This is a genomic window from Peribacillus sp. NPDC058075, assembly GCF_042885195.1.
In the GTDB taxonomy this organism is placed as follows: domain Bacteria; phylum Bacillota; class Bacilli; order Bacillales; family DSM-1321; genus Peribacillus.
On record NZ_JBHVSL010000001.1, the window covers coordinates 3,100,079 to 3,120,329 of the forward strand.

At 40.1% G+C, this 20,251-nt stretch carries 26 protein-coding genes and 1 tRNA gene; 11 read left to right on the plus strand and 16 right to left on the minus strand.

The window, feature by feature from the left end:
- Nucleotides 1–41: 41 nt before the first annotated feature.
- A complete protein-coding gene (locus tag ACFVS1_RS15350) occupies nt 42–926 on the minus strand; it encodes an AbaSI family restriction endonuclease (RefSeq protein WP_387548586.1) in 885 nt (294 codons plus the stop codon).
- Between the two features lie 936 nt (nt 927–1,862).
- On the opposite strand from ACFVS1_RS15350, the gene ACFVS1_RS15355 reads away from it, so the two are divergent.
- Complete coding sequence (locus ACFVS1_RS15355) at nt 1,863–2,060, plus strand: helix-turn-helix domain-containing protein (protein WP_100533856.1); 198 nt, start codon at nt 1,863–1,865, stop codon at nt 2,058–2,060.
- A gap of 346 nt (nt 2,061–2,406) precedes the next feature.
- The gene (locus ACFVS1_RS15360) at nt 2,407–3,540 is read left to right on the plus strand and encodes a site-specific integrase (RefSeq protein WP_387548589.1); all 1,134 of its coding nucleotides are present in this window, start codon (nt 2,407–2,409) and stop codon (nt 3,538–3,540) included.
- 107 nt (nt 3,541–3,647) lie between these two features.
- On the opposite strand, the gene ACFVS1_RS15365 is transcribed toward ACFVS1_RS15360, so the two are convergent.
- A tRNA-Val gene (locus tag ACFVS1_RS15365) sits at nt 3,648–3,719 on the minus strand.
- A 211-nt stretch (nt 3,720–3,930) separates the two neighbouring features.
- Between ACFVS1_RS15365 and ACFVS1_RS15370 the strand changes: the two genes are divergently transcribed.
- Complete coding sequence (locus ACFVS1_RS15370; RefSeq protein ID WP_076367067.1) at nt 3,931–4,152, plus strand: hypothetical protein; 222 nt, start codon at nt 3,931–3,933, stop codon at nt 4,150–4,152.
- Nucleotides 4,153–4,170: 18 nt separating this feature from the next.
- On the opposite strand, the gene ACFVS1_RS15375 is transcribed toward ACFVS1_RS15370, so the two are convergent.
- Nucleotides 4,171–4,728 carry a phosphatidylglycerophosphatase A family protein gene (locus tag ACFVS1_RS15375; protein WP_101224089.1) on the minus strand — a complete coding sequence of 186 codons (558 nt, stop codon included), beginning with the start codon at nt 4,726–4,728 and terminating at the stop codon, nt 4,171–4,173.
- Between the two features lie 192 nt (nt 4,729–4,920).
- Here ACFVS1_RS15375 and ACFVS1_RS15380 point away from each other — a divergent pair, with 192 nt between their 5' ends.
- The 5 genes from ACFVS1_RS15380 (at nt 4,921) to ACFVS1_RS15400 (ending at nt 7,819) form a co-directional block, all read left to right on the plus strand.
- Nucleotides 4,921–5,643 carry an alpha/beta hydrolase gene (locus ACFVS1_RS15380; protein WP_387548591.1) on the plus strand — a complete coding sequence of 241 codons (723 nt, stop codon included), beginning with the start codon at nt 4,921–4,923 and terminating at the stop codon, nt 5,641–5,643.
- An 82-nt stretch (nt 5,644–5,725) separates the two neighbouring features.
- Nucleotides 5,726–6,241, plus strand: a complete 516-nt coding sequence (locus ACFVS1_RS15385; protein WP_352921931.1) for a YjcG family protein — start codon at nt 5,726–5,728, stop codon at nt 6,239–6,241.
- A gap of 4 nt (nt 6,242–6,245) precedes the next feature.
- On the plus strand, nt 6,246–6,674 hold the full coding sequence (locus ACFVS1_RS15390) for a GNAT family N-acetyltransferase (RefSeq protein WP_352921932.1): 429 nt from the start codon (nt 6,246–6,248) through the stop codon (nt 6,672–6,674).
- A gap of 159 nt (nt 6,675–6,833) precedes the next feature.
- On the plus strand, nt 6,834–7,097 hold the full coding sequence (locus tag ACFVS1_RS15395; RefSeq protein ID WP_137017245.1) for a hypothetical protein: 264 nt from the start codon (nt 6,834–6,836) through the stop codon (nt 7,095–7,097).
- A gap of 233 nt (nt 7,098–7,330) precedes the next feature.
- Nucleotides 7,331–7,819 (plus strand): spore coat protein, encoded by a 489-nt coding sequence (locus ACFVS1_RS15400; protein ID WP_352921934.1) that lies wholly within the window; start codon nt 7,331–7,333, stop codon nt 7,817–7,819.
- Between the two features lie 55 nt (nt 7,820–7,874).
- Here the strand turns inward: ACFVS1_RS15400 and ACFVS1_RS15405 are convergent, their stop codons facing one another.
- Nucleotides 7,875–8,168 (minus strand): hypothetical protein, encoded by a 294-nt coding sequence (locus ACFVS1_RS15405; protein ID WP_387548594.1) that lies wholly within the window; start codon nt 8,166–8,168, stop codon nt 7,875–7,877.
- 151 nt (nt 8,169–8,319) lie between these two features.
- Between ACFVS1_RS15405 and ACFVS1_RS15410 the strand changes: the two genes are divergently transcribed.
- Nucleotides 8,320–10,593: an ATP-dependent helicase gene (locus tag ACFVS1_RS15410; protein WP_387548596.1), complete on the plus strand. Its 2,274-nt coding sequence runs from the start codon at nt 8,320–8,322 to the stop codon at nt 10,591–10,593.
- A 188-nt stretch (nt 10,594–10,781) separates the two neighbouring features.
- Here the strand turns inward: ACFVS1_RS15410 and spoVIF are convergent, their stop codons facing one another.
- The 9 genes from spoVIF to ACFVS1_RS15455 all read right to left on the minus strand — a co-directional run bounded on the left by spoVIF (nt 10,782) and on the right by ACFVS1_RS15455 (nt 15,346).
- Entirely contained in the window at nt 10,782–11,036 is a 255-nt protein-coding gene (gene spoVIF, locus ACFVS1_RS15415; protein WP_034314458.1) for a sporulation-specific transcription regulator SpoVIF, read from the minus strand.
- 103 nt (nt 11,037–11,139) lie between these two features.
- The gene (locus ACFVS1_RS15420) at nt 11,140–11,286 is read right to left on the minus strand and encodes a YjcZ family sporulation protein (RefSeq protein ID WP_192203732.1); all 147 of its coding nucleotides are present in this window, start codon (nt 11,284–11,286) and stop codon (nt 11,140–11,142) included.
- 101 nt (nt 11,287–11,387) lie between these two features.
- Nucleotides 11,388–11,744, minus strand: a complete 357-nt coding sequence (gene spoVAE / locus ACFVS1_RS15425; protein ID WP_241590593.1) for a stage V sporulation protein AE — start codon at nt 11,742–11,744, stop codon at nt 11,388–11,390.
- Between the two features lie 16 nt (nt 11,745–11,760).
- The gene (gene spoVAD, locus ACFVS1_RS15430; protein WP_387548599.1) at nt 11,761–12,786 is read right to left on the minus strand and encodes a stage V sporulation protein AD; all 1,026 of its coding nucleotides are present in this window, start codon (nt 12,784–12,786) and stop codon (nt 11,761–11,763) included.
- Between the two features lie 3 nt (nt 12,787–12,789).
- Nucleotides 12,790–13,260 (minus strand): stage V sporulation protein AC, encoded by a 471-nt coding sequence (gene spoVAC / locus ACFVS1_RS15435; RefSeq protein ID WP_192203729.1) that lies wholly within the window; start codon nt 13,258–13,260, stop codon nt 12,790–12,792.
- A 15-nt stretch (nt 13,261–13,275) separates the two neighbouring features.
- Nucleotides 13,276–13,773 carry a YhcN/YlaJ family sporulation lipoprotein gene (locus ACFVS1_RS15440; protein WP_387548601.1) on the minus strand — a complete coding sequence of 166 codons (498 nt, stop codon included), beginning with the start codon at nt 13,771–13,773 and terminating at the stop codon, nt 13,276–13,278.
- A 294-nt stretch (nt 13,774–14,067) separates the two neighbouring features.
- Nucleotides 14,068–14,433, minus strand: a complete 366-nt coding sequence (locus ACFVS1_RS15445) for a DUF1360 domain-containing protein (RefSeq protein WP_387548603.1) — start codon at nt 14,431–14,433, stop codon at nt 14,068–14,070.
- 14 nt (nt 14,434–14,447) lie between these two features.
- Entirely contained in the window at nt 14,448–15,020 is a 573-nt protein-coding gene (locus ACFVS1_RS15450; RefSeq protein ID WP_387548605.1) for a hypothetical protein, read from the minus strand.
- Nucleotides 15,021–15,031: 11 nt separating this feature from the next.
- Entirely contained in the window at nt 15,032–15,346 is a 315-nt protein-coding gene (locus ACFVS1_RS15455; protein WP_352921948.1) for a hypothetical protein, read from the minus strand.
- A gap of 229 nt (nt 15,347–15,575) precedes the next feature.
- Here ACFVS1_RS15455 and ACFVS1_RS15460 point away from each other — a divergent pair, with 229 nt between their 5' ends.
- Nucleotides 15,576–16,013 (plus strand): GerAB/ArcD/ProY family transporter, encoded by a 438-nt coding sequence (locus ACFVS1_RS15460; protein ID WP_387548607.1) that lies wholly within the window; start codon nt 15,576–15,578, stop codon nt 16,011–16,013.
- Nucleotides 16,014–16,109: 96 nt separating this feature from the next.
- On the opposite strand, the gene fabI is transcribed toward ACFVS1_RS15460, so the two are convergent.
- Both fabI and mgtE read right to left on the minus strand, forming a co-directional pair.
- On the minus strand, nt 16,110–16,883 hold the full coding sequence (gene fabI / locus ACFVS1_RS15465; RefSeq protein WP_352921951.1) for an enoyl-ACP reductase FabI: 774 nt from the start codon (nt 16,881–16,883) through the stop codon (nt 16,110–16,112).
- A 133-nt stretch (nt 16,884–17,016) separates the two neighbouring features.
- Nucleotides 17,017–18,393: a magnesium transporter gene (gene mgtE / locus ACFVS1_RS15470; protein ID WP_387549387.1), complete on the minus strand. Its 1,377-nt coding sequence runs from the start codon at nt 18,391–18,393 to the stop codon at nt 17,017–17,019.
- A 122-nt stretch (nt 18,394–18,515) separates the two neighbouring features.
- On the opposite strand from mgtE, the gene prpE reads away from it, so the two are divergent.
- On the plus strand, nt 18,516–19,259 hold the full coding sequence (prpE, locus tag ACFVS1_RS15475; RefSeq protein WP_387548609.1) for a bis(5'-nucleosyl)-tetraphosphatase PrpE: 744 nt from the start codon (nt 18,516–18,518) through the stop codon (nt 19,257–19,259).
- Nucleotides 19,260–19,346: 87 nt separating this feature from the next.
- Here the strand turns inward: prpE and ACFVS1_RS15480 are convergent, their stop codons facing one another.
- Nucleotides 19,347–20,246: an RluA family pseudouridine synthase gene (locus tag ACFVS1_RS15480; RefSeq protein WP_352921955.1), complete on the minus strand. Its 900-nt coding sequence runs from the start codon at nt 20,244–20,246 to the stop codon at nt 19,347–19,349.
- Nucleotides 20,247–20,251: the final 5 nt, after the last annotated feature.

A 20,251-nucleotide genomic window follows, 5' to 3' on the forward strand; every position in this document is an offset into this window, starting at 1 on the left:
TATATTTAACTACTTGTACAAGTAATACATAGCACACCCCCTTAACGGTTCATTCGATTGTAGGGTGTTAAATCTATCTCTTCAGCAATTCGTTTAAATATCACCCTATTATCCTCGATTCGATCCCATTGAAAAATACCGACAAATTGATACTTATAAGTTCCAAATACGGGGTCTTTAACCTTCATAAAAGTAATTCGATTTCTTTGGGTACCCTCAGGGAGATTATAAGGTGTATAATCACTTTCCATTCTTTTTTCTTCAATTTCTGTCCAATTTTGATTAAAAACGTTAATCCAACCCCGAGCATTTGAAACTTTCCCTTTCCCAGTATCAAAAGAAAGCTGGGGGAACCACATCATATACTGTTCATTAAACTTCCAATAAGCTCTTTGTATACCCTTATAATTCTTCCCTAGGCAACGCATTGCCTCAGTAATTGTACTGAATGTGTACTCATCATAAATGGATAATACCCCATTCTTGATCGCTAACTCTGCATAATCTACATCTTCAGACCAAGAAATAATCTTGCTGTTAGAAGCCATTTTATTGATTAGTTGAACGATTTCTTCAATTTTTGTATGTATCGCTTCTATTGATTCGGTAGCATCTACTCGTTCGATTCTGATTTCATTTTCCTTAACTGCTTGATACATTTTCCCAATTTCTAAAGTTCGGATTTCATCATTAAGTTCGTTCCTTATGTGAAATCCCTCGTCACATTCAATCCCTAAATGAATCTGTGGAAAATATAGATCAATCAAAGCATATTTACCATCAGCCCTTTTTATATATTGTTGCGTGACAGGTTTTAAATCTAAGCGATTTAACCTATTCCAAATTCTGTTTAAAATATAATTCTCATAGTCTTTTCTTTTAGTTCTGGAAAATGTTCGAACTAAATATTCTCTTTTCGCAACCATCATTTTCCCCCACGTTGTTCATTCTAGTTTGTTTGTATCAGACATTTGATAAACCTTAATGGAATCTCCTAAATTGCACACCGGAAAAATAAAAGAGATCGTTTACCGGCATCATATCACCACAAAATACACTTTTCCCTTTAGTCTCTCAGAAAAAAAGAACCTGAAAAGCTGCAAATATTGAAGAAAAGCCCTACAAGTTATAACCATTTTTCCTCTAAATGACTGTTATTTTTAGTATATCAGTCATTCTTCAACTAGTCTGTTCCCTTAGTTTAAAAAAAAAATCTACAGCATTCTTTTACAAAGCCGTACATAAATAAATTGGACTGAGTTACAATCCTTCCTTTTTTGCTTAATCTGATTTATATACGAAAAAGAAAAACCACCCCGCGTCGCAAGCACAGGTGGTTAATCTCGCTAAAGTCTTTATTTTTATTATATCCTATTTTTCCCCACGCTATAAACTAACTGTTTTAAGAAGCTGTAGTACGGATCATTCGATCTTGATTTGGAGATAGCTAAGACCACCTACCTTATTACTTAGCTCGATAAATTTCCCCTTCCAACTCATAACATTAATTCAATCTTAATAACGTTTTTTCGGATAACCCTTGAAAACGGAAAATCTAAAAAAATATAATGTCTCTGAATTAAATAAGTTAATCTCAAATAAATGAATATTAAACTAATAACTTAAAATTAAGGAGAAATAAAGTATTCCTAAAAAACATCGAATTATTTTTAAATACCTTACACTTATCTGCAATCTATATTCCGAGACAATAACCGGCAGTTTTTTCACTTTTTTATTTTTTTAGAGTCTCCTCTTGAAAAAGACAGTTTTTTAAAAATATAATGTGTCCGAATTAAATAAGTAAGTTCAAATTAATTACTATTAAACTAATATATTAGAACTAAGAGGAGAAAAAAATTATGCCTAAAAACATCGAAGATTATCCAATGATTCTAACAGCCGTACATTTATCTGAAATTTTGATGGTATCTAAGCCAACCGCTTATGAGTTAATGGAACAAAAATCATTTCCACTTATTAAATTAGGCCGCAGCAAACGTGTGCTCCGTGATGAGTTTTTTAATTGGCTGACCCAACAACAAGTGAGCAGCTTATAAAACTGTAAGTGCGTAGTCATATCACCGAACTACCTACTTCCCTTACATAATTTTTATCAAACATTTACGGAGGTTAGCATAATGAGAGGTAGCTCAAAAAAGAGCGAAAACTCTTGAACATATAGTAGATTTTGAGAAAAATTCGCTAACGGGTGAATGTAGACAAAAAAGATAAAGCAGACTCACACGCCAAAAAGATGCACAAGCAGCACTATTCAAGCTGCTATCTGAAAACTAGAGGAAAAGAGTGGCTTATAGAACCGAAAGTAAGTGGTCAAACTGATATTAGACCACTTGCTTTCCATTGTTCTAACACGAACTACAATAGGATATGGGGGCAAGCAATATGAAAGGCACTGTTAAAAAAAGGGGAAATACTTGGTCATATATTGTAGACATAGGAAGAGACCCTATTACAGGTAAACGTAGACAAAAAACGAAGGGTGGTTTTCCTCGTCAAAAAGATGCAGATGCTGCTCTTCGAAAGATTCTAAATGAGCTGGATGCAAATCGATATCTGGAACCGAGCAAAGAATCATTTTCATCCTATATGGATTTTTGGTTTACGTCACATTATCAAAAAAGGATTAAAGAAACAACGGCATCAAGCAGAAAGTATTTGATGGATAAGCACTTAATACGAGAAAATCCTTTTGCCAACAAAATGCTTTCAAAAATTACGACCGAAGATATCGATGTTTTTTATAACCTCAAATTAGATGAGGAGTATAGTACGAGTACCATACGAAAATTACACCAGTTGTTAAATCAGGCCTTCGATCAAGCTGTAAAGTGGAAAAAGATTAGTTTCAATCCGGTGATTAATGCTGATCCACCCTCGGTGAAAAAAGAAGAAATGAAGATATGGTCCTTTGATGAGATTGATTCGTTCCTTAATCAATGCAAGGGAGAACGACATTATCTAACCTTCTTAATCGCCATTTATACGGGTATGAGGAAAGGTGAGCTCCTTGGGTTAAAATGGAGCGATATTGACTTTGAAAAAAAAGTCATCCGGATACAACGGTCCCTTTCTCACATTCCTAATAAAGGGTATCGTTTATCCACGCTGAAAACGAAAAAATCAAAACGGCAGGTTCCGATTCAAGATTTCCTGATCAAGGCATTAAAGGCTCATAAGGAACGACAAGAAACCCAGAGAAAAAGACTTGGGGAACTTTATCAAGACCAGAACTTAGTCATTTGTACGGAGATTGGCACCTTTCAAGATCCACGGAACGTGTTACGTGTGATGAAGCGTATCAGTAAAGCGGCTAACGTAACACCCATTCGGTTTCACGATATCCGGCACACACACGCTTCCATCTTGATTTCTGAAGGGGTAGATATCGTCAAAGTACAAACTCGTTTAGGACATTCGAAACCTAGCATCACGTTAGAGCATTACGCCCATATGATGCCCAACCAAGATGATGAAGTGGCTGATATTTTCCACAACGCCCTTCAGAAGTCCCGTTAGCAAAATGTGAGCAAATCACTATAGTTGATCAAAACGCATCCCGTAAGACAAATTAAAAAAAGGCCCAAACCCTTGTGATATCAAGGATTTGAGCCTTTGGCAGTTGATGACCTGTGAGGGATTCGAACCCACGACCCCTTCCCTGTCAAGGAAGTGCTCTCCCACTGAGCTAACAAGTCGTATGTAATGACTGACTGATTACTTTAGTACATAATTTATTATAAGTTTTTTTGTTAAAAAGTCAACGCATTATATTAAAAAAGTTTTAATTTTTTCTTATTTTATTTCCCTGCTCCGTAAAATACGAACGAACATTCCCTTTTCACTTGCATATAAAACGTATGTTCGCATATAATGATAGCAAGCAAGTCAGCAAAGGAGTGACAGGGAATGAAATATATACTTCGTAAACATATGGAAGAAAATGCTCCATTGGAGATAATTTATCTCTCCGAACAAGGTAAGATCACGCAGCGGAAAATCCAGGTGCTTGAAATTTATCCAGGCCATATTCACGCATTCTGTTTTCTAAGGCAGACAAAACGGACATTTAAAGTGGCCAACATCCTTTCTGCCCGCCTCATTAAGGCCAGGTTTGACAGGTCTGGCTAAAAGATTGTTAATCAAGGTTCAACCGATTAACTCTTCTTCTTCCTGGATGTCCTTTTCCTGTTCGGTTAACGATTCTTCTTCATCTCTCAGACGGTGAGCTAACCTTGAGGCGGCACTCGCGGCAATGCTTGCAACGATATCATCCAGGAAGGTATGAACGATTCCTTCTTGCTTCTTATCAAGTTCGTGTATGACGCCTATTTTATTTTTATCCAAATGGCCAAAGGTCGTGACAGCAATGCTTCCGTAACCGAGTACTGCACCAAAGGCAATCGTTTCATCCACTCCGAATAGCCCTTCATCAGACTCAACAATCGATTGCAGGGGTTCTGATAGTTTTTTTTGCTCGGCCAGTTTATCCAGCTCCACACCGACTAAAATGGCATGTTGAATTTCCCTTTTCAATAGGACACGCTCAACACTGTGGATGCATTCCTCCAGCTTAAGATCAGCTTTGTACGGGAACTGCAATTCATAAACGATTTTTGCAATTGCCTCCACGCTGACACCACGCTCTAATAATGTTCGTTTAGCAGCTTTCGTTACTTCCCTGCTGTGTACCTGTACATCTGCCATTTTATTCGCCACCTTTTTTATTGTATTATTTTTCTATTTCCTTTTATTATATCACCTTATTATTCAAATTTTTTGAAAATACAATGAAAATTTTCTATTCTAAAATCTTGTCACGGGAAAAAGTCACAAGGCTATGCTAAAATAATCAAGTAAGTTGTTTTTCATTATTAATTATCATTGAGGTGCGGGAGAATGAGTTTACGCAAAGGCACAATTAAAGAGTACATGTTTAAAAGCGAAGCTTTAGCAGAAGAATTGGAACTGCTTGTTTACTTGCCTGCTAATTTTTCGCCACTGTATAAATATTCGCTTGTGATTGCTCAGGATGGCCGTGATTATTTTCAAATGGGGCGAATTGGTCGGGTAGCAGATGAACTGTTAGGGAACGATGAGATTGAGAATATCATCATTGTCGGCATTCCCTATAAAGACCGATTTGACCGCAGGCGCAAATATCATCCGGACGGGGAACAGCACATTGCATACATACGTTTTCTTGCCCATGAACTTGTCCCGTTTTTAGATGATGAATTCCCAACCTATCAAATGGGACATGGTCGAACGTTGATCGGTGACTCACTTGGCGGTACAGTTTCTTTATTGGCCGCACTAAAGTATCCGCATACATTCGGGAAATGCATCATGCAGTCGCCACTTGCCAATGAAGCAGTAATGGATGCTGTACGTAATTTTGAGGATCCGCATCTTCTCGAACTTTACCATGTGATCGGGACTGGGGAAACAGATGTTCCGACGACGGATGGCAAGAAGGCAAACTTCATAGAACCCAACAGGGAATTGCATAAATTAATAAATCAAAAAGGATTTCCTTACTTCTATGAAGAATTTGAAGGTAATCATACCTGGAAATACTGGCAGGCAGATTTAAAACGAGCACTATTGGGAATGTTCTAATCCTCTCTTTTTGAGATGGTTTCAAGAAAAAAACATGTCCAACTATAATACAACAATAAAAAAATATCAGGAGGTTTTAATTATGAAATATGGTGTTGCAATTTTCCCTTCAAAAAAACTTCAAGATTTAGCTAACTCCTATCGCAAACGGTATGATACGAAATATGCTTTCATACCACCGCACCTGACGCTTAAACCAACGTTCGAAGCGACGGATTTGGAAATTTCAACGATCGCGGATCAATTAAAAGACATTGCTCGTAAGTGCAGGCCATTTACGATGAACGTTACGAAAACGAAGTCTTTCCAGCCTGTAAGTAATACTATTTATTTCAAAGTGGAATTATCCGAAGGACTTCAAGAGCTGCATGAGGCACTTAACAATGAGGATTTCATGAAAAGTGAAAGTGAGTATGCTTTTGTCCCGCATATTACCATCGCCCAAGATTTATCCGATAATGAGCATTCTGATGTTTTAGGCCAATTAAGCATGCTTGACATCAGCCATGAAGAAGAGGTGAAACGAGTTCACTTGCTGTATCAACTTGAAGATGGGGCATGGACCGTTTATGAAACATTTAGATTAGGAGCTGAATGATTTCGTGTTTGTAAAAATCGCCGAGAACAGCCAAGAGCTTGAAAATGCTTATATGATTCGAAAAAAAGTGTTCGTCCAAGAACAAAACGTCCCTCTTGAAGAAGAGATCGATGTATATGAACAAGAGTCTACACATTTCGTTTTATATGATGATCAGCGTCAGCCAATCGGTGCCGGCCGTTTCAGGGTCATCGACAACATCGGTAAAGTCCAGCGCATTTGTGTCCTATCATCGGGCCGTAAGAATGGTGCCGGTGCCATGATCATGAATGCTATTGAGGAATATGCCATCCAGCAGGAAGTATCTCAATTGAAGCTTGATTCCCAGGTCCATGCCATCCCTTTTTATTCGAAATTAGGGTATGAGATCGTTTCCGACGAATTCATGGATGCCGGCATTCCTCATAAAACGATGAAGAAAATCATTTTATAATATAAAAAAGCTGTCCTCTCAGTTCTCTGATTGGACAGCTTTTTTTGTTTGTTCATGAACTTAAATTATCGTTTTATAAAAAAAACCATTTCCGTTCAATGGCAATCTCCGCAAAAATACATAGTCTATATATAGAAAGCAAGAAGGAGGGAAAATTTTATGGGTAACAATGATTTTAACCTGGAGGAGTCTCAAAAAAGACTGATGGAACTGCTGGTTTCGAGGACTATGAGAAAACATGGTTTCAAAAAGGAAAAGGTCGATCTAACCGAAAGAGAGAAAAACAACCTTAAAGAAACCATTCGCCATTTACAAGAGCAATCACTAAAAATCATAAACCAAGAAAAGAACATCACAGAACATGATGTTAATCCAGTTACAAATTCCATTCACAACAAATTCACGGATTCCAAAGATAAATGACACACCATATCACCTAATCAAACCTTACTTGCTGGCGAGAAATAAGTAAACCGAGACATAGCAGCACTTACATTTCATTCCTAAAGCTCCAGCTTCTTTATTATTCATCCCCACACACTAATACTTTCTCTAAGTATTAAAAAATAGACGAATTAACTGATTTATTCGTCCAACCCGATTACCCATCAAAGCATATTTTAATAGGGAATAAAACCTAAGGAGGAAAAAACAACATGAACCAAAATGTATATCGTAGCAACTGTAACACACATGAAGACTCTGAAAGATCATGGTCGGCTCTAGATTCCGCTTCCAGACATCCCCTGTCAGGGTTCTGTAACGACGATGACACACGCATTAGCCAAGAGGCAATACAGGAAAATAATCAAGTTCAGCTTTCTGAAGAACTTATTTACATTAAAGATTCTTGTAATGTAAATGTCACTTCAACGGATGTTAAAGCGGCCCTTTCTCTTCAAGCTGCTCTACAAGCTGCAATTGCGGTCATCGTAAGCATTTCCATCGCAGATGCTGATAATGCTGAGAAGATCACTCAAGAATTAATCCAATCTTCAAATGTTAAACAAATCACGCGCCAAAAAACAATTGTTGAAAACAGCCGTGATATCGACATTACAACGACTGATGCACAAATCGCTCTAAACATCCAATTATTACTTCAACTATTATTAGCTCTAATCGTAGAAATTGACATTCTCTAAGGAATCAACACAAAAAGGACACTTCACGTGTCCTCTTTTGTTTTTTATGGGAGAACTAGACAACTACGTTAAAAAACCTGCCTTTTCCTGTCATTTCAGCCGTTAAAGCTTCGCCCCTCATGCCCATTTGATATTTATATGTGCCTGCCCCATATGTACTTTCCCGATCCTTATCTTTCATTTGAGGTAATCCTTCAAAGCTTCCCCTCTCCCTTTCGAGCACCTGATCAAAACGGACAGGTTGAATGGATGTCGTCCCTTTAACAATTCTTACATTCTTGGCAGCTTCGGCCGTCCGGTTGTCATATTGAATATAATCAAATTGTGTGACAGGTGCTATGTACCCCATAGTTTCCCCTCCTTATATCTACATAGTTGTGTTGTCATTTCATTTCCCGTCCGAAACAATATTTAAACACGATTTCCGCATTCTTTTTTCCTAATCTTCTGGTATGATGAGTATTGCCGATATTTTTAATAGATTAGAGGTATCCATATATATGAATCAAGCAAAATCTGGCAATGAAATCGTACATTTACATACTGTTTCAGCTGGTGAGCTGCAGACACTGTTTGAAAAAGGAAAACGTGATCAGCTTTCTTGTATCATTTGTCATAAACCAGTGAAATTATTTATTGGAATCCATGAAACGCCTTATTTTTATCATAGTGATCCATCGCAGGTACCCTGTGACATGCCAATTTCAGAACCAATAAATGAGGAAAAGCCATTAGAATATATGGAACAGAATGGATTTAGGATTCCTACATCACGAACCATTACGGAAACGAAAACCATTACAGAACCTTTCCTTAAAAGCCGGCCCATAACCGGCAATCCGAAGTTTTCAGATAAACCATCCTGCCTGGCGCAATCAGAGGAACCATACTTTCAAGAATTATCCTCATCAGGGGTTGTACTCGATGCAGAGCAACTCAAGGCGGTAACGACGATCGATGGACCAATTCTCGTCCTATCAGGAGCAGGCAGCGGGAAAACCCGCGTATTGACGGTACGCACAGCCTACATGCTTACAGTGAAAAAGATTGATCCTAAAAGTATCATGCTTGTAACATTTACGGCGAAATCCGCAAAGGAAATGCAGCAGCGTCTGCTCGGTTATCCTTATATGACTCCCTCCCTTGTTTCTCAAATCGTTAGCGGGACCTTTCATAGCATCTTTTATAAAATCCTGATTTTCCATGAACCAGCCAAATGGCAGCGTGATTTCCTATTGAAGTGGGAATGGGAAAAAGAAAAGGTATTAAAACAGGCTGGCAGGGAATTGGAACTTGATGATAAGGAATTTGCATATGATCAAGCCCTTCAGCAAATCGGACTTTGGAAAAACTCTTTGGCCTTTCCTGAAGATATTCACCCTAAGGACGATTGGGAGAAATCGTGTTTATTTTTATATAAAAAATATGAAGAATATAAACGGCAAACAGGGAAGTATGATTTTGATGATATGCTTGTAGGCTGTTATGTATTTTTAAAAAATCACCCGGATTTTTTAAAGAAATATCAGCAAAGATTTAATTATTTTTTGGTAGATGAATTTCAGGATATCAATAAAGTTCAATATGAATTGATAAAACTCCTCTCTGCTGAATCAAAAAATGTATGTGCAGTTGGAGATGATGATCAATCCATCTATTCATTCCGAGGAAGCGATCCGAAGTATATTTTGAATTTCAATCATGATTTCCCTCAATCCCAAGTTGTGAAGCTGACGGAGAATTACCGCTCTTCCCATGAAATTGTCGCTACAGCGAACCGATTGATCAAGCGCAACCAGAACCGGATGGAGAAAAAGATGAGGGCACAGCATGATTCAGGAAACCCACCTGTTTTATTTTATCCTTATGATGAGGAATTGGAAGCAACGATGATCGTATCCGATATCCAAGAAAAAATATCCAAGGGAGCAAACCCTGGGGACTTTGCCGTATTGTACAGGACACATACGATGTCCAGGGCCATTTTTGAACGGCTAGCCGCTTCCAACCTGCCATTCGTCATTGAAAAGGATGCGGATTCGTTTTATCAGCGCAAGGTCATCCGCGGCATGCTTGCCTTTATGCGCTTGAGTTTGTATCCTCATGACAGCAAGGCAGCATCTGATGTCCTTTCCTCCTTATTCTTAAAGCAAAGTATATTACAGGAATTAAAAGCAATGACAATATTGCAGGATTGTGATTTTATCGATGCATTTGCTTTTGTTAAGACAGGACATGCTTTTCAAGAACGAAAATTAAAAACGATTCCTGGACAGATCCGTTCTTTAAAAATTATGTCGCCACTCGTAGCTTTAGAAATCATCGAAAAAGATTTAGGATACCAGGAATATGTAAAAAAACGCGGAAATGATGCGAACCTGGAAAAAGGGTCCGATGACATCCGTGACTTAAAGGTGGCGGCAAATCGTTTTCCCACCGTCGCCGCTTTCCTTGAACATGTCGATCATATGACTGCGATGGTCCAAGAGATTAAACAGCTATCGAAACATTTTAAGGATGCCATACAGCTTACCACCATACACCGTTCCAAAGGGCTTGAATACCAAACCGTTTATGTACTAGCTGCTGTTGATGGCAGCATCCCTCATGATTTCGCACTTGAATCTTACCGAAAAGGGGAACTATCTCCTCTTGAAGAGGAAAGACGATTGCTCTATGTAGCGGCAACCAGGGCCAAAAAGGATCTTTACCTTTCGATCCCGCAAACTAGACGCGGACGGACCGCGCATCCATCACGTTTCTTGAAGCTTTGACCAAAAGCTGATGCTAACCATATATGGAAATAGACGAAAAAAAGGTTCGGTATGGTCTCATCCCGAATCACTTACAATTTTATGGAATGAAATCAAGCTGCAACTTTTTATATAAAAAAACTGCAGACAAACCCGCTTTCTTCGAGTTTGTCTGCAGTCTGAAGGCCTGCTTGATAGCAGGCCTTTTTTCACTTTTTATTTATCATATTAGAAATAGTACCGAAATCCAGTTTATTCCCTTCAGCCACGATGGAATGGACGATTTTATCTTCCGTTTCCTTATTGACCGGTTTGTTCGCAATTTTTGAAACACGCTTAATGACATTTCTAACAGTTGTTTCATCTTTGAAATTGGCTCCTTGCAGCGAGTTTGCCAATTCTAATACATCTTTCATATTTACGCCCGTTTTACCTTCTATGTTCTTAAAAAAGTTATTATCCATACCTAAGCCCCTCCCTTTTCTGTACCTATCCTATGGCATTATCAGAAAAATGGTGCTAGGCCAAAAAAAAAAGAATAGGCTTCTTCTGCCTATTCCTTTTACCTTAGCAGCAGAAAGAAGCCCCTACAATGATCAATAGGATAAACAATACAACGATTATCGCAAAAGTGGAACCACCACCGTAGCCATAACCGCCGCCGTAGCCATAACCGCTGCCGCCACAACAACCGTAGCCACCATAACCAAACATACATATCACCTCGCTCTCGCTAAAGCTTACTGATAACATATGTAGGTCTGGACAAATATGTATAGGCCATGCCCTAGTTCAGGCTGCCTATTTCCGCTAATTCATCCTTTTGGCCTGAAAACCAAAGCTCCGATAAATCCAAAGACGATTGCAGCAGAGATACCGGAACTCGTAATTTCAAACATGCCTGTCAGTACGCCAACGAGCCCATGTTTTTCCGATTCCATCATCGCCCCGTTCACCAGCGAGTTCCCGAACGAAACGATCGGTATGGTTGCTCCGGCACCGGCAAAGTCAATAAGCGGCTCATATAAATCAAATCCGCCAAGAACCGCTCCTATTACGACGAACAAGCTTAACGTATGTGCCGGTGTCAGCTTAGCAACATCGAAAAGAAGCTGGCCGACGACACAGATCAAGCCACCGATGACAAAGGCCCAAAAAAACATTGCTAACATCGAAATCTCTCCTTTTTCATGAATTCATCCCATATTCAATGGCCACCGCATGGGCAATGCACGGAATCGAATCTTTTTGCTGGACGGAAAGTGGTGACAATAATGCTCCTGTTGCGACCAGCAGGATTTTTTTATATTTGCCAGAAATCATCTCATTTAATATATGACCGTATAATACCACTGCCGAGCATCCCGCACCGCTCCCGCCAGCCAAAACAGGCTGGTCCTTTTTGAAAATCATCAATCCGCAATCCTTAAATTTTTCCTGATTGATATCACAGCCCTTTTGCTTTAATAAGTCAAGAGCTGCCTCACTTCCTATCTGACCTAAATCACCCGTAATGATGAAATCATAATCATCCGGGGTCAAACCAGTATCTTTGAAATGGGCAAGTATCGTATCGACTGCCGCCGGGGCCATCGCTCCCCCCATATTGAAAGGATCTTTCAATCCCATGTCAATGACCTTTCCGATAGTGGCGGAGACAATATGGGGAAATTCCCCTTGCTTGCTTCCATCAGGTGCAACAAGCGCCACCCCCGCTCCGGTGATCGTCCATTGAGCTGTAGGTGGTTTTTGCCCGCCATATTCAGTTGGATAGCGAAATTGTTTTTCAACAGCTGCATTGTGGCTCGAGGCACCTGTCAACACATAGTTAGCACCGCCATAATTAGTGATGAAGGCAGCTAGAGCAAGCCCTTCCATGGATGTGGAGCAGGCTCCAAACAAGCCGAAATATGGAATCCCATTAGTTCTGGCCGCAAAGCTTGTAGGTGTAACCTGATTGATTAAATCACCCGCCAAGAAAAATTGTACTTGCTCCTTGCCAATCTTTCCTTTTTCCAATGCAAGCTCAACCGCTTTTTCCATCAAATGTCGATGTGCCTTTTCATATGATTCCTGCTCCATCCACAAATCGTCGTATAGGATATCGAAATCACCCGCGATTTCTCCATTTGCTTCAAATGGCCCGCCTGTTACCCCTGTTTCCAAGATGACCGGTTTATTGGTAAACATCCATGATTGTTCTCCCTTTAACACCGCTTAGCCCCCACTCATTTGATAAATTGTTTTTATCAACGCCACGACAAAGGCTGAAAATACTCCAAATAAAATGACAGATCCGGCCAATTTAAACATATTGGATCCAACACCAAGTACAAAACCTTCCGTCCGATGTTCGATTGCAGCGGAAATGACTGCGTTACCGAATCCTGTAACAGGGACGGCACTTCCTGCTCCAGCAAACTGGCCAATGCGGTCATAAAATCCGAAACCGGTCATCAAAAGGGCCAGGAACACCATGGTGGCAGTTGTAGGACCACCAGCTGTCTGTTCCGTAAAGTTGAAAAAGTAAATATAGAAGTACGAAATGGCTTGTCCGACCATGCAGAAAATGCCACCTACTAAAAAGGCTTTCAAACAATTCTTCACTATTGGTCTTTTAATTTCATGCTTCCCTTGAAGTTCTTGATATGCATTCTGCTGTGGGGTCGTTTTCTCTTTGCCGCTCATAGCTGAACCTCTCTTCTAAATTAATTCTTTTTGAAGTTCTTCAATTTCGTTGAACTTCTTCCTTGCCTTTTTCTCGGGTACATCTTTTTCTTTGAGTAACTCGTTCAATCTCACAGATTCCAAAAAGATTTTATAATCGCTCGATACGATAAAATCATTTTCGGGAAACTTCTCTTCCAGATTTTTAGTCACATTCTTTTCAATCTTCTTCATATGAAAACGTTGCAGATGCTTAACCTTATAAGCGACGATAATCTTTTTGTCATTTTTCACGACGATCACGTCATAGATGGAGTCTTCATTAGCAACTGTTTCCTTGACCTTTGAGATCAGTCCCTTTTCATCCTGCTCATCCATCCCATTAATGATATCCATCGGTTCAGGATTCGTACGTTTAATCATTGCTAAATTCTCGGTTTTTCCATCATTCTTATTGCTGCATGCAGTAAGCACACACAAAAAAACTATAAGAACCAGAAAGCTGGCCTTAAAATACCTTCCTTGTCTGAACATAGAATCACATCCTAATTTATCGTTCTATTGTTATTTTCTTGTTTAACTGTTTTTTTATGAATGGTAGGATTAGGAAATAAAAAAACCTTTCCGAAATGGAAAGGTTTTTTTTTTTACTCAATAGCCTTTATTTTTATTGTTATTATTACAGCCACAGTCTTTCTTGATTTTGACCGGTTGATCTTTTTTTATCGGTTTGGCATAAGCCCATGGATTCTGTTTCTGATTCAATTTATGACTCCTCCTTTAACATCTATACCATACTATATGAACGAAGAGACAAGTTGTTTCCAATCAAGTGTCCATAATTTTGCTGATTATGACTTCAATAATCGCCCCTACTGCTGCTACGGCAAGGATGAATATCAGTACGTCACCTATAAACCAATTTTGGATATAAATAAAAACCAGAAAAAGGCTGACCCAGACACCCACGCACCAGAAACAGCTTAGTAATTGGCCAAACCAGCCAAGCAGGCCCTTTTCCTTGGGTATTAAAAATATTTCCACTACTCCTTCTTCATTTTTTTCCTCTATCTCTTTAAAAAAGGGGCGGCGCAACGGCTCCATGATTTTATCGAAGACGATCAAACGTGTCAGCCTGAAGGAAGCCAAGCCTAATATAATAAATAAAGTGAATTCATTTTGTGGGGGAAACATTTAATATTGCTCCTTCACTTGGATTCTTCAATTATTTTGGCATCGATAATATCAGGCAGACCCACGAAACGGACATGGTTCCCTCTTTTAATCTTCACTGATTCCCCCTTCATTCCCAACACATGAAACTGAAGCGTTTCTCCGTTAATAACAGCCTCACATAGTGGCTTTGGAAAACCTTGATGATTGGATAGGCGGGAAATGATGTCACGGGAAGAATCTTTCTTCTCCACCTTTTTCCTTTTTCTCTTAGCTGGCTTATCGTTTTTCTGTTCTATTTGTTCAGGATGTTCCATTTCTTCAACCGGAGTTTGCTCAGGGACATATTGTTCGGTGATTTTCCTTATTCCCGTAATCTCCTCTTCAATTTCCTTCATGGCATCATAAACACCAAATTCGCGTTTGATTTGTTCGATTTTTTCTTCTTTATTTTCGGCTACATCCTGAAGTTCCGGCTCAACGCTGTCTTGGGGTTTAGCGTTTTTCGTTCGAAAATCACTTTGCATATTTCCACGCAGATCTGATATTTTCGCTTGATCGACATACAAAAGTGGTTTGGAGTCCTTATCGCCATTTTTCTCTGACATGAAAACCCTCCTTAATATTTCAGAATATCCACGGACTGCAGCTGTTCCATTTGGTATTGGACAACTTTTTTACCGAATTTATGCCTTATGAACAAACTGGATTCTTTTTTTTGTTCCAATTTTCCGAATAGTGCGCGGTCATTGATGATGAACTTACACACAGGCTTAGGTGCAAAGGCTGGAAGTCGGGACAATAGCTCCACCAATTCCTCGGCGGTATATGAAGTGCTGATATTTTTTTCATGCAAATTGATTTGTCTCTTCAGCGTACTTTGTATGGTTTGTTTTCCATCAGCACAAGGCAGACCAACTTTCTTCACGTCCATGATGCCCCTCCTTCTTTTTCACGAATAGGGTTGAAAGCAGGTTTATGCCGATTCTCGCAAACAATGAATATCCGCTCTATGTATCATTTATATGAAATTCACCCTTCTTTATGCTGGAGATGTGCCACTCCCCCAAAAAAGGACATCAACTAATCTTGGATATGCTGGGCATTAGTGGAGAAAACTAAAAAAATAATGGTTGTTAAAGGGGCTCCGAAGATGAAAAAAAGTGGAAAGATTTCGACCGTACAAACTATCTTTAATCGTGATGACGGCTGTCGGTTTAAAAAATCATGTAACGATCCTTCCTCATTTACTGCCAAGTGCTAAACGGGATGGCTGGATTTCCGTACTGCTTGCTTTAGGTTTGATACTCATTTGGTGTTTACTTTTGTTTTACCTTCACAAAGCCACCGGACAGACCAACATATTTGTATGGGTGGAAACGAATATCGGACAGGTACCAGGCAAAACTTTATCCATTGTCATAAGTATCTTTTTCGCTTCATTAGCTGCGGTGTCCTTAAAAGAGATGATTGTGTGGACAAAGGTATCCTATTTACCCATAACGCCACCAATCCTTGAAATCATCCTTTTTACGGGATTATGTTTTTTCTTGCTTCCACTAACATCCAAACGATTGCTATCACTAACACATTCGTACTGACTGCGGTAATCATTTTTGGTTTTTTTGTAGCTATACATTTTCAAAGGAGTGGAAAATCAATAAAAAGGGGACCGATATCGGCCCCCTCCTTTCCTGTTATCCAATTATATGATAACCAGAATCCACATGGATATTTTCCCCGGTAATCCCGCGGGACATGTCACTTAATAAAAATACTGCCGTATCCCCTACTTCTTCAGGAGTCGTTGTACGGCGAAGCGGTGCTTCTTCCTCGATCTTCTTTAAAATCGTATTGAAGTCGCGAACACCTTTAGCGGATAGGGTACGGATAGGTCCGGCTGAAATTGCATTCACTCGAATGTTATCTTTGCCAAGATCACTTGACAGGTAGCGGACATTGGCTTCAAGTGAGGCCTTGGCCACTCCCATTACATTATAATTAGGCATGACACGTTCACCGCCAAGATACGTCATGGTGACAATGCTGCCACCTTCCGGCATGATTTCCTTCGCGGCTTTAGCCACCGCAGTTAAAGAAAATGAACTGATATTATGGGCAAGCAAAAACCCTTCACGGCTCGTGTTGACAAATTCACCGTCCAGCTCTTCCTTGTTAGCGAATGCCACACTGTGTACCACGCCATGAATGATACTTGTTTCTTCCTTAATCGCCGCAAAACATTTTTCAATGCTTTCATCCTTCGTTACATCACATTGTAAAATGATGGAGGGCTCCCCTTCTAATGTAGAAGATAGTTCCCTAACGCTTTTTTCCGTACGGTCTTTTCCGTAAGTGAAAATCAGCTTTGCACCTGCTTTATGTAAGGAACGGGCAACTCCCCATGCAATACTTCTTTTATTAGCTACACCCATTAAGACAAACGTTTTTCCTTCTAATGAAAAAGTCAACGTATATGACCTCCTATTTTTAATACAAGTTATTAGTACCTGCTACTAATTACAGTATATCAAATTTCCTTTGATAAAAACACCGTTTTCTAAAGCCACCTGGGAATAACGCTTCAAAAAGGCCTTCTTTAGCTTATAGTAAATAGCCCATGAATAATGTAGCTAATCCGAAGTAAATCAGGATACTGATAATGTCATTGATGGTTGTGATGAATGGTCCGGAAGCTACCGCCGGGTCGATCTTCATTTTATGCATGAGGAGCGGTACAAGCGATCCCGCGAGTGTGGCGACTATCAATGTAATGAAAATAGATATGCCGACCAATAAACCGAGCATTAAATCCCCTTGCCAAATATATACGATTAAAGTGATGGCTATTCCACATGTCAAGCCGGTGATGAGGCCTGTCCCAGCCTCCCGCAAAACTAGCTTCCACTTGCTATCCTGCTCCAAGTCCCCTGTTGCAATTCCCCGTACTGCAACAGCCAATGCTTGGGTTCCTGTGTTACCGGCCATTCCGCCTATCAATGGAATAAATACAGCAAGAATCGCTTTTTGGCTAAGTGTCTCCTCAAAACGGCCAATCAGGCTGGCGGTCAATAAGCCTAAAAACAAAAGGATGATCAACCATGGCAGCCGTTTCTTAGCAGCAGAAAAGGGACTCTTATCAACATTGTCCAAATTTGATACACCCGCCAATTTGGAATAATCATCAGACGCCTCTTCATCCATGACATCAATGATATCATCAACCGTAATAATCCCTAACAAATGGTTTTGGAAATCGACGACAGGCACGGCAAGGAAGTTATAGTCCCTTATTTTTCGTGCCACCTCTTCCTGGTCTTCCGATACAGGTACGGAAACTACCCTGTCATCCATTAAATCACCGATCAAGGCATCTTCATCTGCTATGATCAATGTCCTGAGAGATAAAACACCAAGAAGCTTCTTATCCTGATCGGTAACGAACACATAATATATCGTTTCCGCTTCCGGAGCTTCCCTTTTTAAGATCTGCATGGCTGATCGAGCTGTTTCGTTTGCTTCAACGGCAATGAACTCTGTCGTCATGATGCTTCCTGCCGTAGATTCCTCATAGTTCAGAAGCTCTTGGATTTCACTTGCCGCTTCATCATCCATGATGGTCAAATAGCTGACCGCCTGCTCATCATTGATTTCATTCAGGACGTCAGCCGCATCATCCGCATACATATTGGAAAGCATATCTGCTGCATAAGAAGGGTTCATTTCTGCCAGCAGGCTTTCGTAATCATCTTCATCTATTTCTATATTTTCAAAAAGGTCTGCCATTTCTTCCGGTGACAAATATGTGTAAACGACGGATCTGAATTCATCTGACAGGCTTGTATAAAATTGAGCCTGATCATATGGATGCATTTCAAGGAACTCCGTACGAAACTGATCCAGATTTTCCGTTTTAAGCGCTTCAAGCAAAAGCTCGTTATTCATTTGACTGCTCTCCCGCTCACGGTCCCGGTCCTTCATCTCCTCCATGACCATACACCTCCTAATACATATTTTTTCATTTCCTCGTTTATATTTTATTTTTTTAAATAATACTATACTAATACCATACACATACACAAAACAAACAAAGGATGTGTCAAATGAACATCGATATCATCGGGGACATTCATGGATGTTTCGCTGAATTCAGGCAGCTGACCGAAAAAATGGGCTATAGATGGGAGACTGGGTTTCCTGTACATCCCTCTGGAAGGATTCTCGGCTTTGTAGGGGATTTAACCGATCGCGGCCCAAATTCCCTACAAGTAATAGAGGTTGTCCATGAATTAGTCATTAACCAAAAAATTGCAAGGTATGCCCCAGGTAACCACTGCAATAAATTGTATCGTTATTTTTCAGGCAATAAAGTACAAATATCGCACGGTTTAGAGACTACTGTAGCTGAATATGAATCACTGAACATCCGGGAACAGAAGAAGATCCGAAAAAAATTCATGGATCTGTATGAACGTTCCCCACTGTATCAACTCCTTGATGAAAGGCGATTGATCATTGCCCATGCAGGAATTCGCAGTGACTATATTGGTCAATATAACAGTAAGGTAAAAACCTTTGTCCTCTATGGTGATATAAATGGCTCCAAACATCCCGATGGGTCTCCGGTCAGGAAGGACTGGGCCCAATCATATAAAGGGGAAACATGGATCGTATATGGACATACACCAGTTCCTGAAGCTAGACGAGTCAATTATACATACAATATTGATACAGGCTGCGTCTTTGGTGGAAAACTCACTTCTGTACGTTATCCCGAAATGGAGCTTCAAGAGGTGCCTTCAACTATGCCATATATTGCGGAAAAATTCAGGACATCTTTTGATTAACCAAAAAAACTCGCCATCTTGGTGAGTTTTTTTGCGTATATGGATTTTTCATAGGCTTGAATTCGTTTTAATGCGCCGGTTATAAAGTCAACTTCCCTCTAGCAAACGGCTCATATCTTCTGGTAACTCTTCTTGAAACAACATCATCTTCTTGGTGAATGGATGTAAAAATTTCAATTCAAAACAATGAAGGGCTTGGCGAGGGATACCGTTCCTTTTCCCTCCATATAAATCATCACCAGCCAGCGGGTGACCTATATGCGCCATATGGACCCTGATTTGATGTGTTCGCCCTGTTTGGAGCTCCAGATTAAGGAATGTATGGGACGCTGTGTATGCCAATACCTTAAATAGGGTACAGGCATACCGGCCATCCTCCCTGACTTCCCGTTCAATGATACTGGTCGATTTTCGTCCGATCGGCGCCACTATCTCTCCTACTGGTCCTTCAACGATTCCTTCAGCTATGGCTTGGTATCTCCGTTTAACCTGTCCTGATTTTTGCTGTTCACTTAAAAGGTGATGGATATGCCGGTGCTTGGCAATTAAGACCAGACCTGATGTGTCCCGGTCAAGACGTGTAACTATATGGATCGTTGCCTGTATTCCCGTCTTCCTATAATAACCCGCCAAGCCATTCGCCAGACTGCCGTTTGGATGCTCGCGGGAAGGGATGGTATTCATGGAAGGGGGCTTGGCCACCACCAATACAAACTCATCTTCATACCTGACATTAAGGGGGATGGGTTCCGGTAAAAGGCCTTCGCTTGCCTGCTCCGGCGGAAATATGATGGTGACGATGTCGCCTGTTTCTATCCGTTCCCTTACGGTTACTTCTTCGCCGTTCAACTGGATATATCCACCTTTAAACTTAATATCCGTTAAAGCTCGTTTTGAAATATCGCATTTGCTGAGGAACTCTCGCAATAAAGAGCCAGAATCCTCTTCAAAAACCGACCAGGTCAAAGTAAAGTTTTGATTTGACATGAGGT

What these genes read in the sequence shown, in the direction of transcription:
- ACFVS1_RS15355 (WP_100533856.1), top strand. Translation starts at nt 1,863, where the DNA reads ATGCCTAAAAACATCGAAGATTATCCAATGATTCTAACAGCCGTACAT.
- prpE (WP_387548609.1), top strand. Translation starts at nt 18,516, where the DNA reads ATGAACATCGATATCATCGGGGACATTCATGGATGTTTCGCTGAATTC.
- ACFVS1_RS15395 (WP_137017245.1), top strand. Translation starts at nt 6,834, where the DNA reads ATGGGTAACAATGATTTTAACCTGGAGGAGTCTCAAAAAAGACTGATG.
- ACFVS1_RS15370 (WP_076367067.1), top strand. Translation starts at nt 3,931, where the DNA reads ATGAAATATATACTTCGTAAACATATGGAAGAAAATGCTCCATTGGAG.
- ACFVS1_RS15380 (WP_387548591.1), top strand. Translation starts at nt 4,921, where the DNA reads ATGAGTTTACGCAAAGGCACAATTAAAGAGTACATGTTTAAAAGCGAA.
- ACFVS1_RS15375 (WP_101224089.1), bottom strand. Translation starts at nt 4,728, where the DNA reads ATGGCAGATGTACAGGTACACAGCAGGGAAGTAACGAAAGCTGCTAAA.
- ACFVS1_RS15410 (WP_387548596.1), top strand. Translation starts at nt 8,320, where the DNA reads ATGAATCAAGCAAAATCTGGCAATGAAATCGTACATTTACATACTGTT.
- ACFVS1_RS15445 (WP_387548603.1), bottom strand. Translation starts at nt 14,433, where the DNA reads ATGTTTCCCCCACAAAATGAATTCACTTTATTTATTATATTAGGCTTG.
- ACFVS1_RS15350 (WP_387548586.1), bottom strand. Translation starts at nt 926, where the DNA reads ATGGTTGCGAAAAGAGAATATTTAGTTCGAACATTTTCCAGAACTAAA.
- ACFVS1_RS15385 (WP_352921931.1), top strand. Translation starts at nt 5,726, where the DNA reads ATGAAATATGGTGTTGCAATTTTCCCTTCAAAAAAACTTCAAGATTTA.
- spoVIF (WP_034314458.1), bottom strand. Translation starts at nt 11,036, where the DNA reads ATGGATAATAACTTTTTTAAGAACATAGAAGGTAAAACGGGCGTAAAT.
- mgtE (WP_387549387.1), bottom strand. Translation starts at nt 18,393, where the DNA reads ATGAAGGACCGGGACCGTGAGCGGGAGAGCAGTCAAATGAATAACGAG.
- ACFVS1_RS15360 (WP_387548589.1), top strand. Translation starts at nt 2,407, where the DNA reads ATGAAAGGCACTGTTAAAAAAAGGGGAAATACTTGGTCATATATTGTA.
- ACFVS1_RS15400 (WP_352921934.1), top strand. Translation starts at nt 7,331, where the DNA reads ATGAACCAAAATGTATATCGTAGCAACTGTAACACACATGAAGACTCT.
- ACFVS1_RS15440 (WP_387548601.1), bottom strand. Translation starts at nt 13,773, where the DNA reads ATGTTCAGACAAGGAAGGTATTTTAAGGCCAGCTTTCTGGTTCTTATA.
- ACFVS1_RS15420 (WP_192203732.1), bottom strand. Translation starts at nt 11,286, where the DNA reads ATGTTTGGTTATGGTGGCTACGGTTGTTGTGGCGGCAGCGGTTATGGC.
- spoVAC (WP_192203729.1), bottom strand. Translation starts at nt 13,260, where the DNA reads ATGAGCGGCAAAGAGAAAACGACCCCACAGCAGAATGCATATCAAGAA.
- ACFVS1_RS15405 (WP_387548594.1), bottom strand. Translation starts at nt 8,168, where the DNA reads ATGGGGTACATAGCACCTGTCACACAATTTGATTATATTCAATATGAC.
- spoVAE (WP_241590593.1), bottom strand. Translation starts at nt 11,744, where the DNA reads ATGTTAGCAATGTTTTTTTGGGCCTTTGTCATCGGTGGCTTGATCTGT.
- ACFVS1_RS15450 (WP_387548605.1), bottom strand. Translation starts at nt 15,020, where the DNA reads ATGTCAGAGAAAAATGGCGATAAGGACTCCAAACCACTTTTGTATGTC.
- ACFVS1_RS15480 (WP_352921955.1), bottom strand. Translation starts at nt 20,246, where the DNA reads ATGTCAAATCAAAACTTTACTTTGACCTGGTCGGTTTTTGAAGAGGAT.
- ACFVS1_RS15455 (WP_352921948.1), bottom strand. Translation starts at nt 15,346, where the DNA reads ATGGACGTGAAGAAAGTTGGTCTGCCTTGTGCTGATGGAAAACAAACC.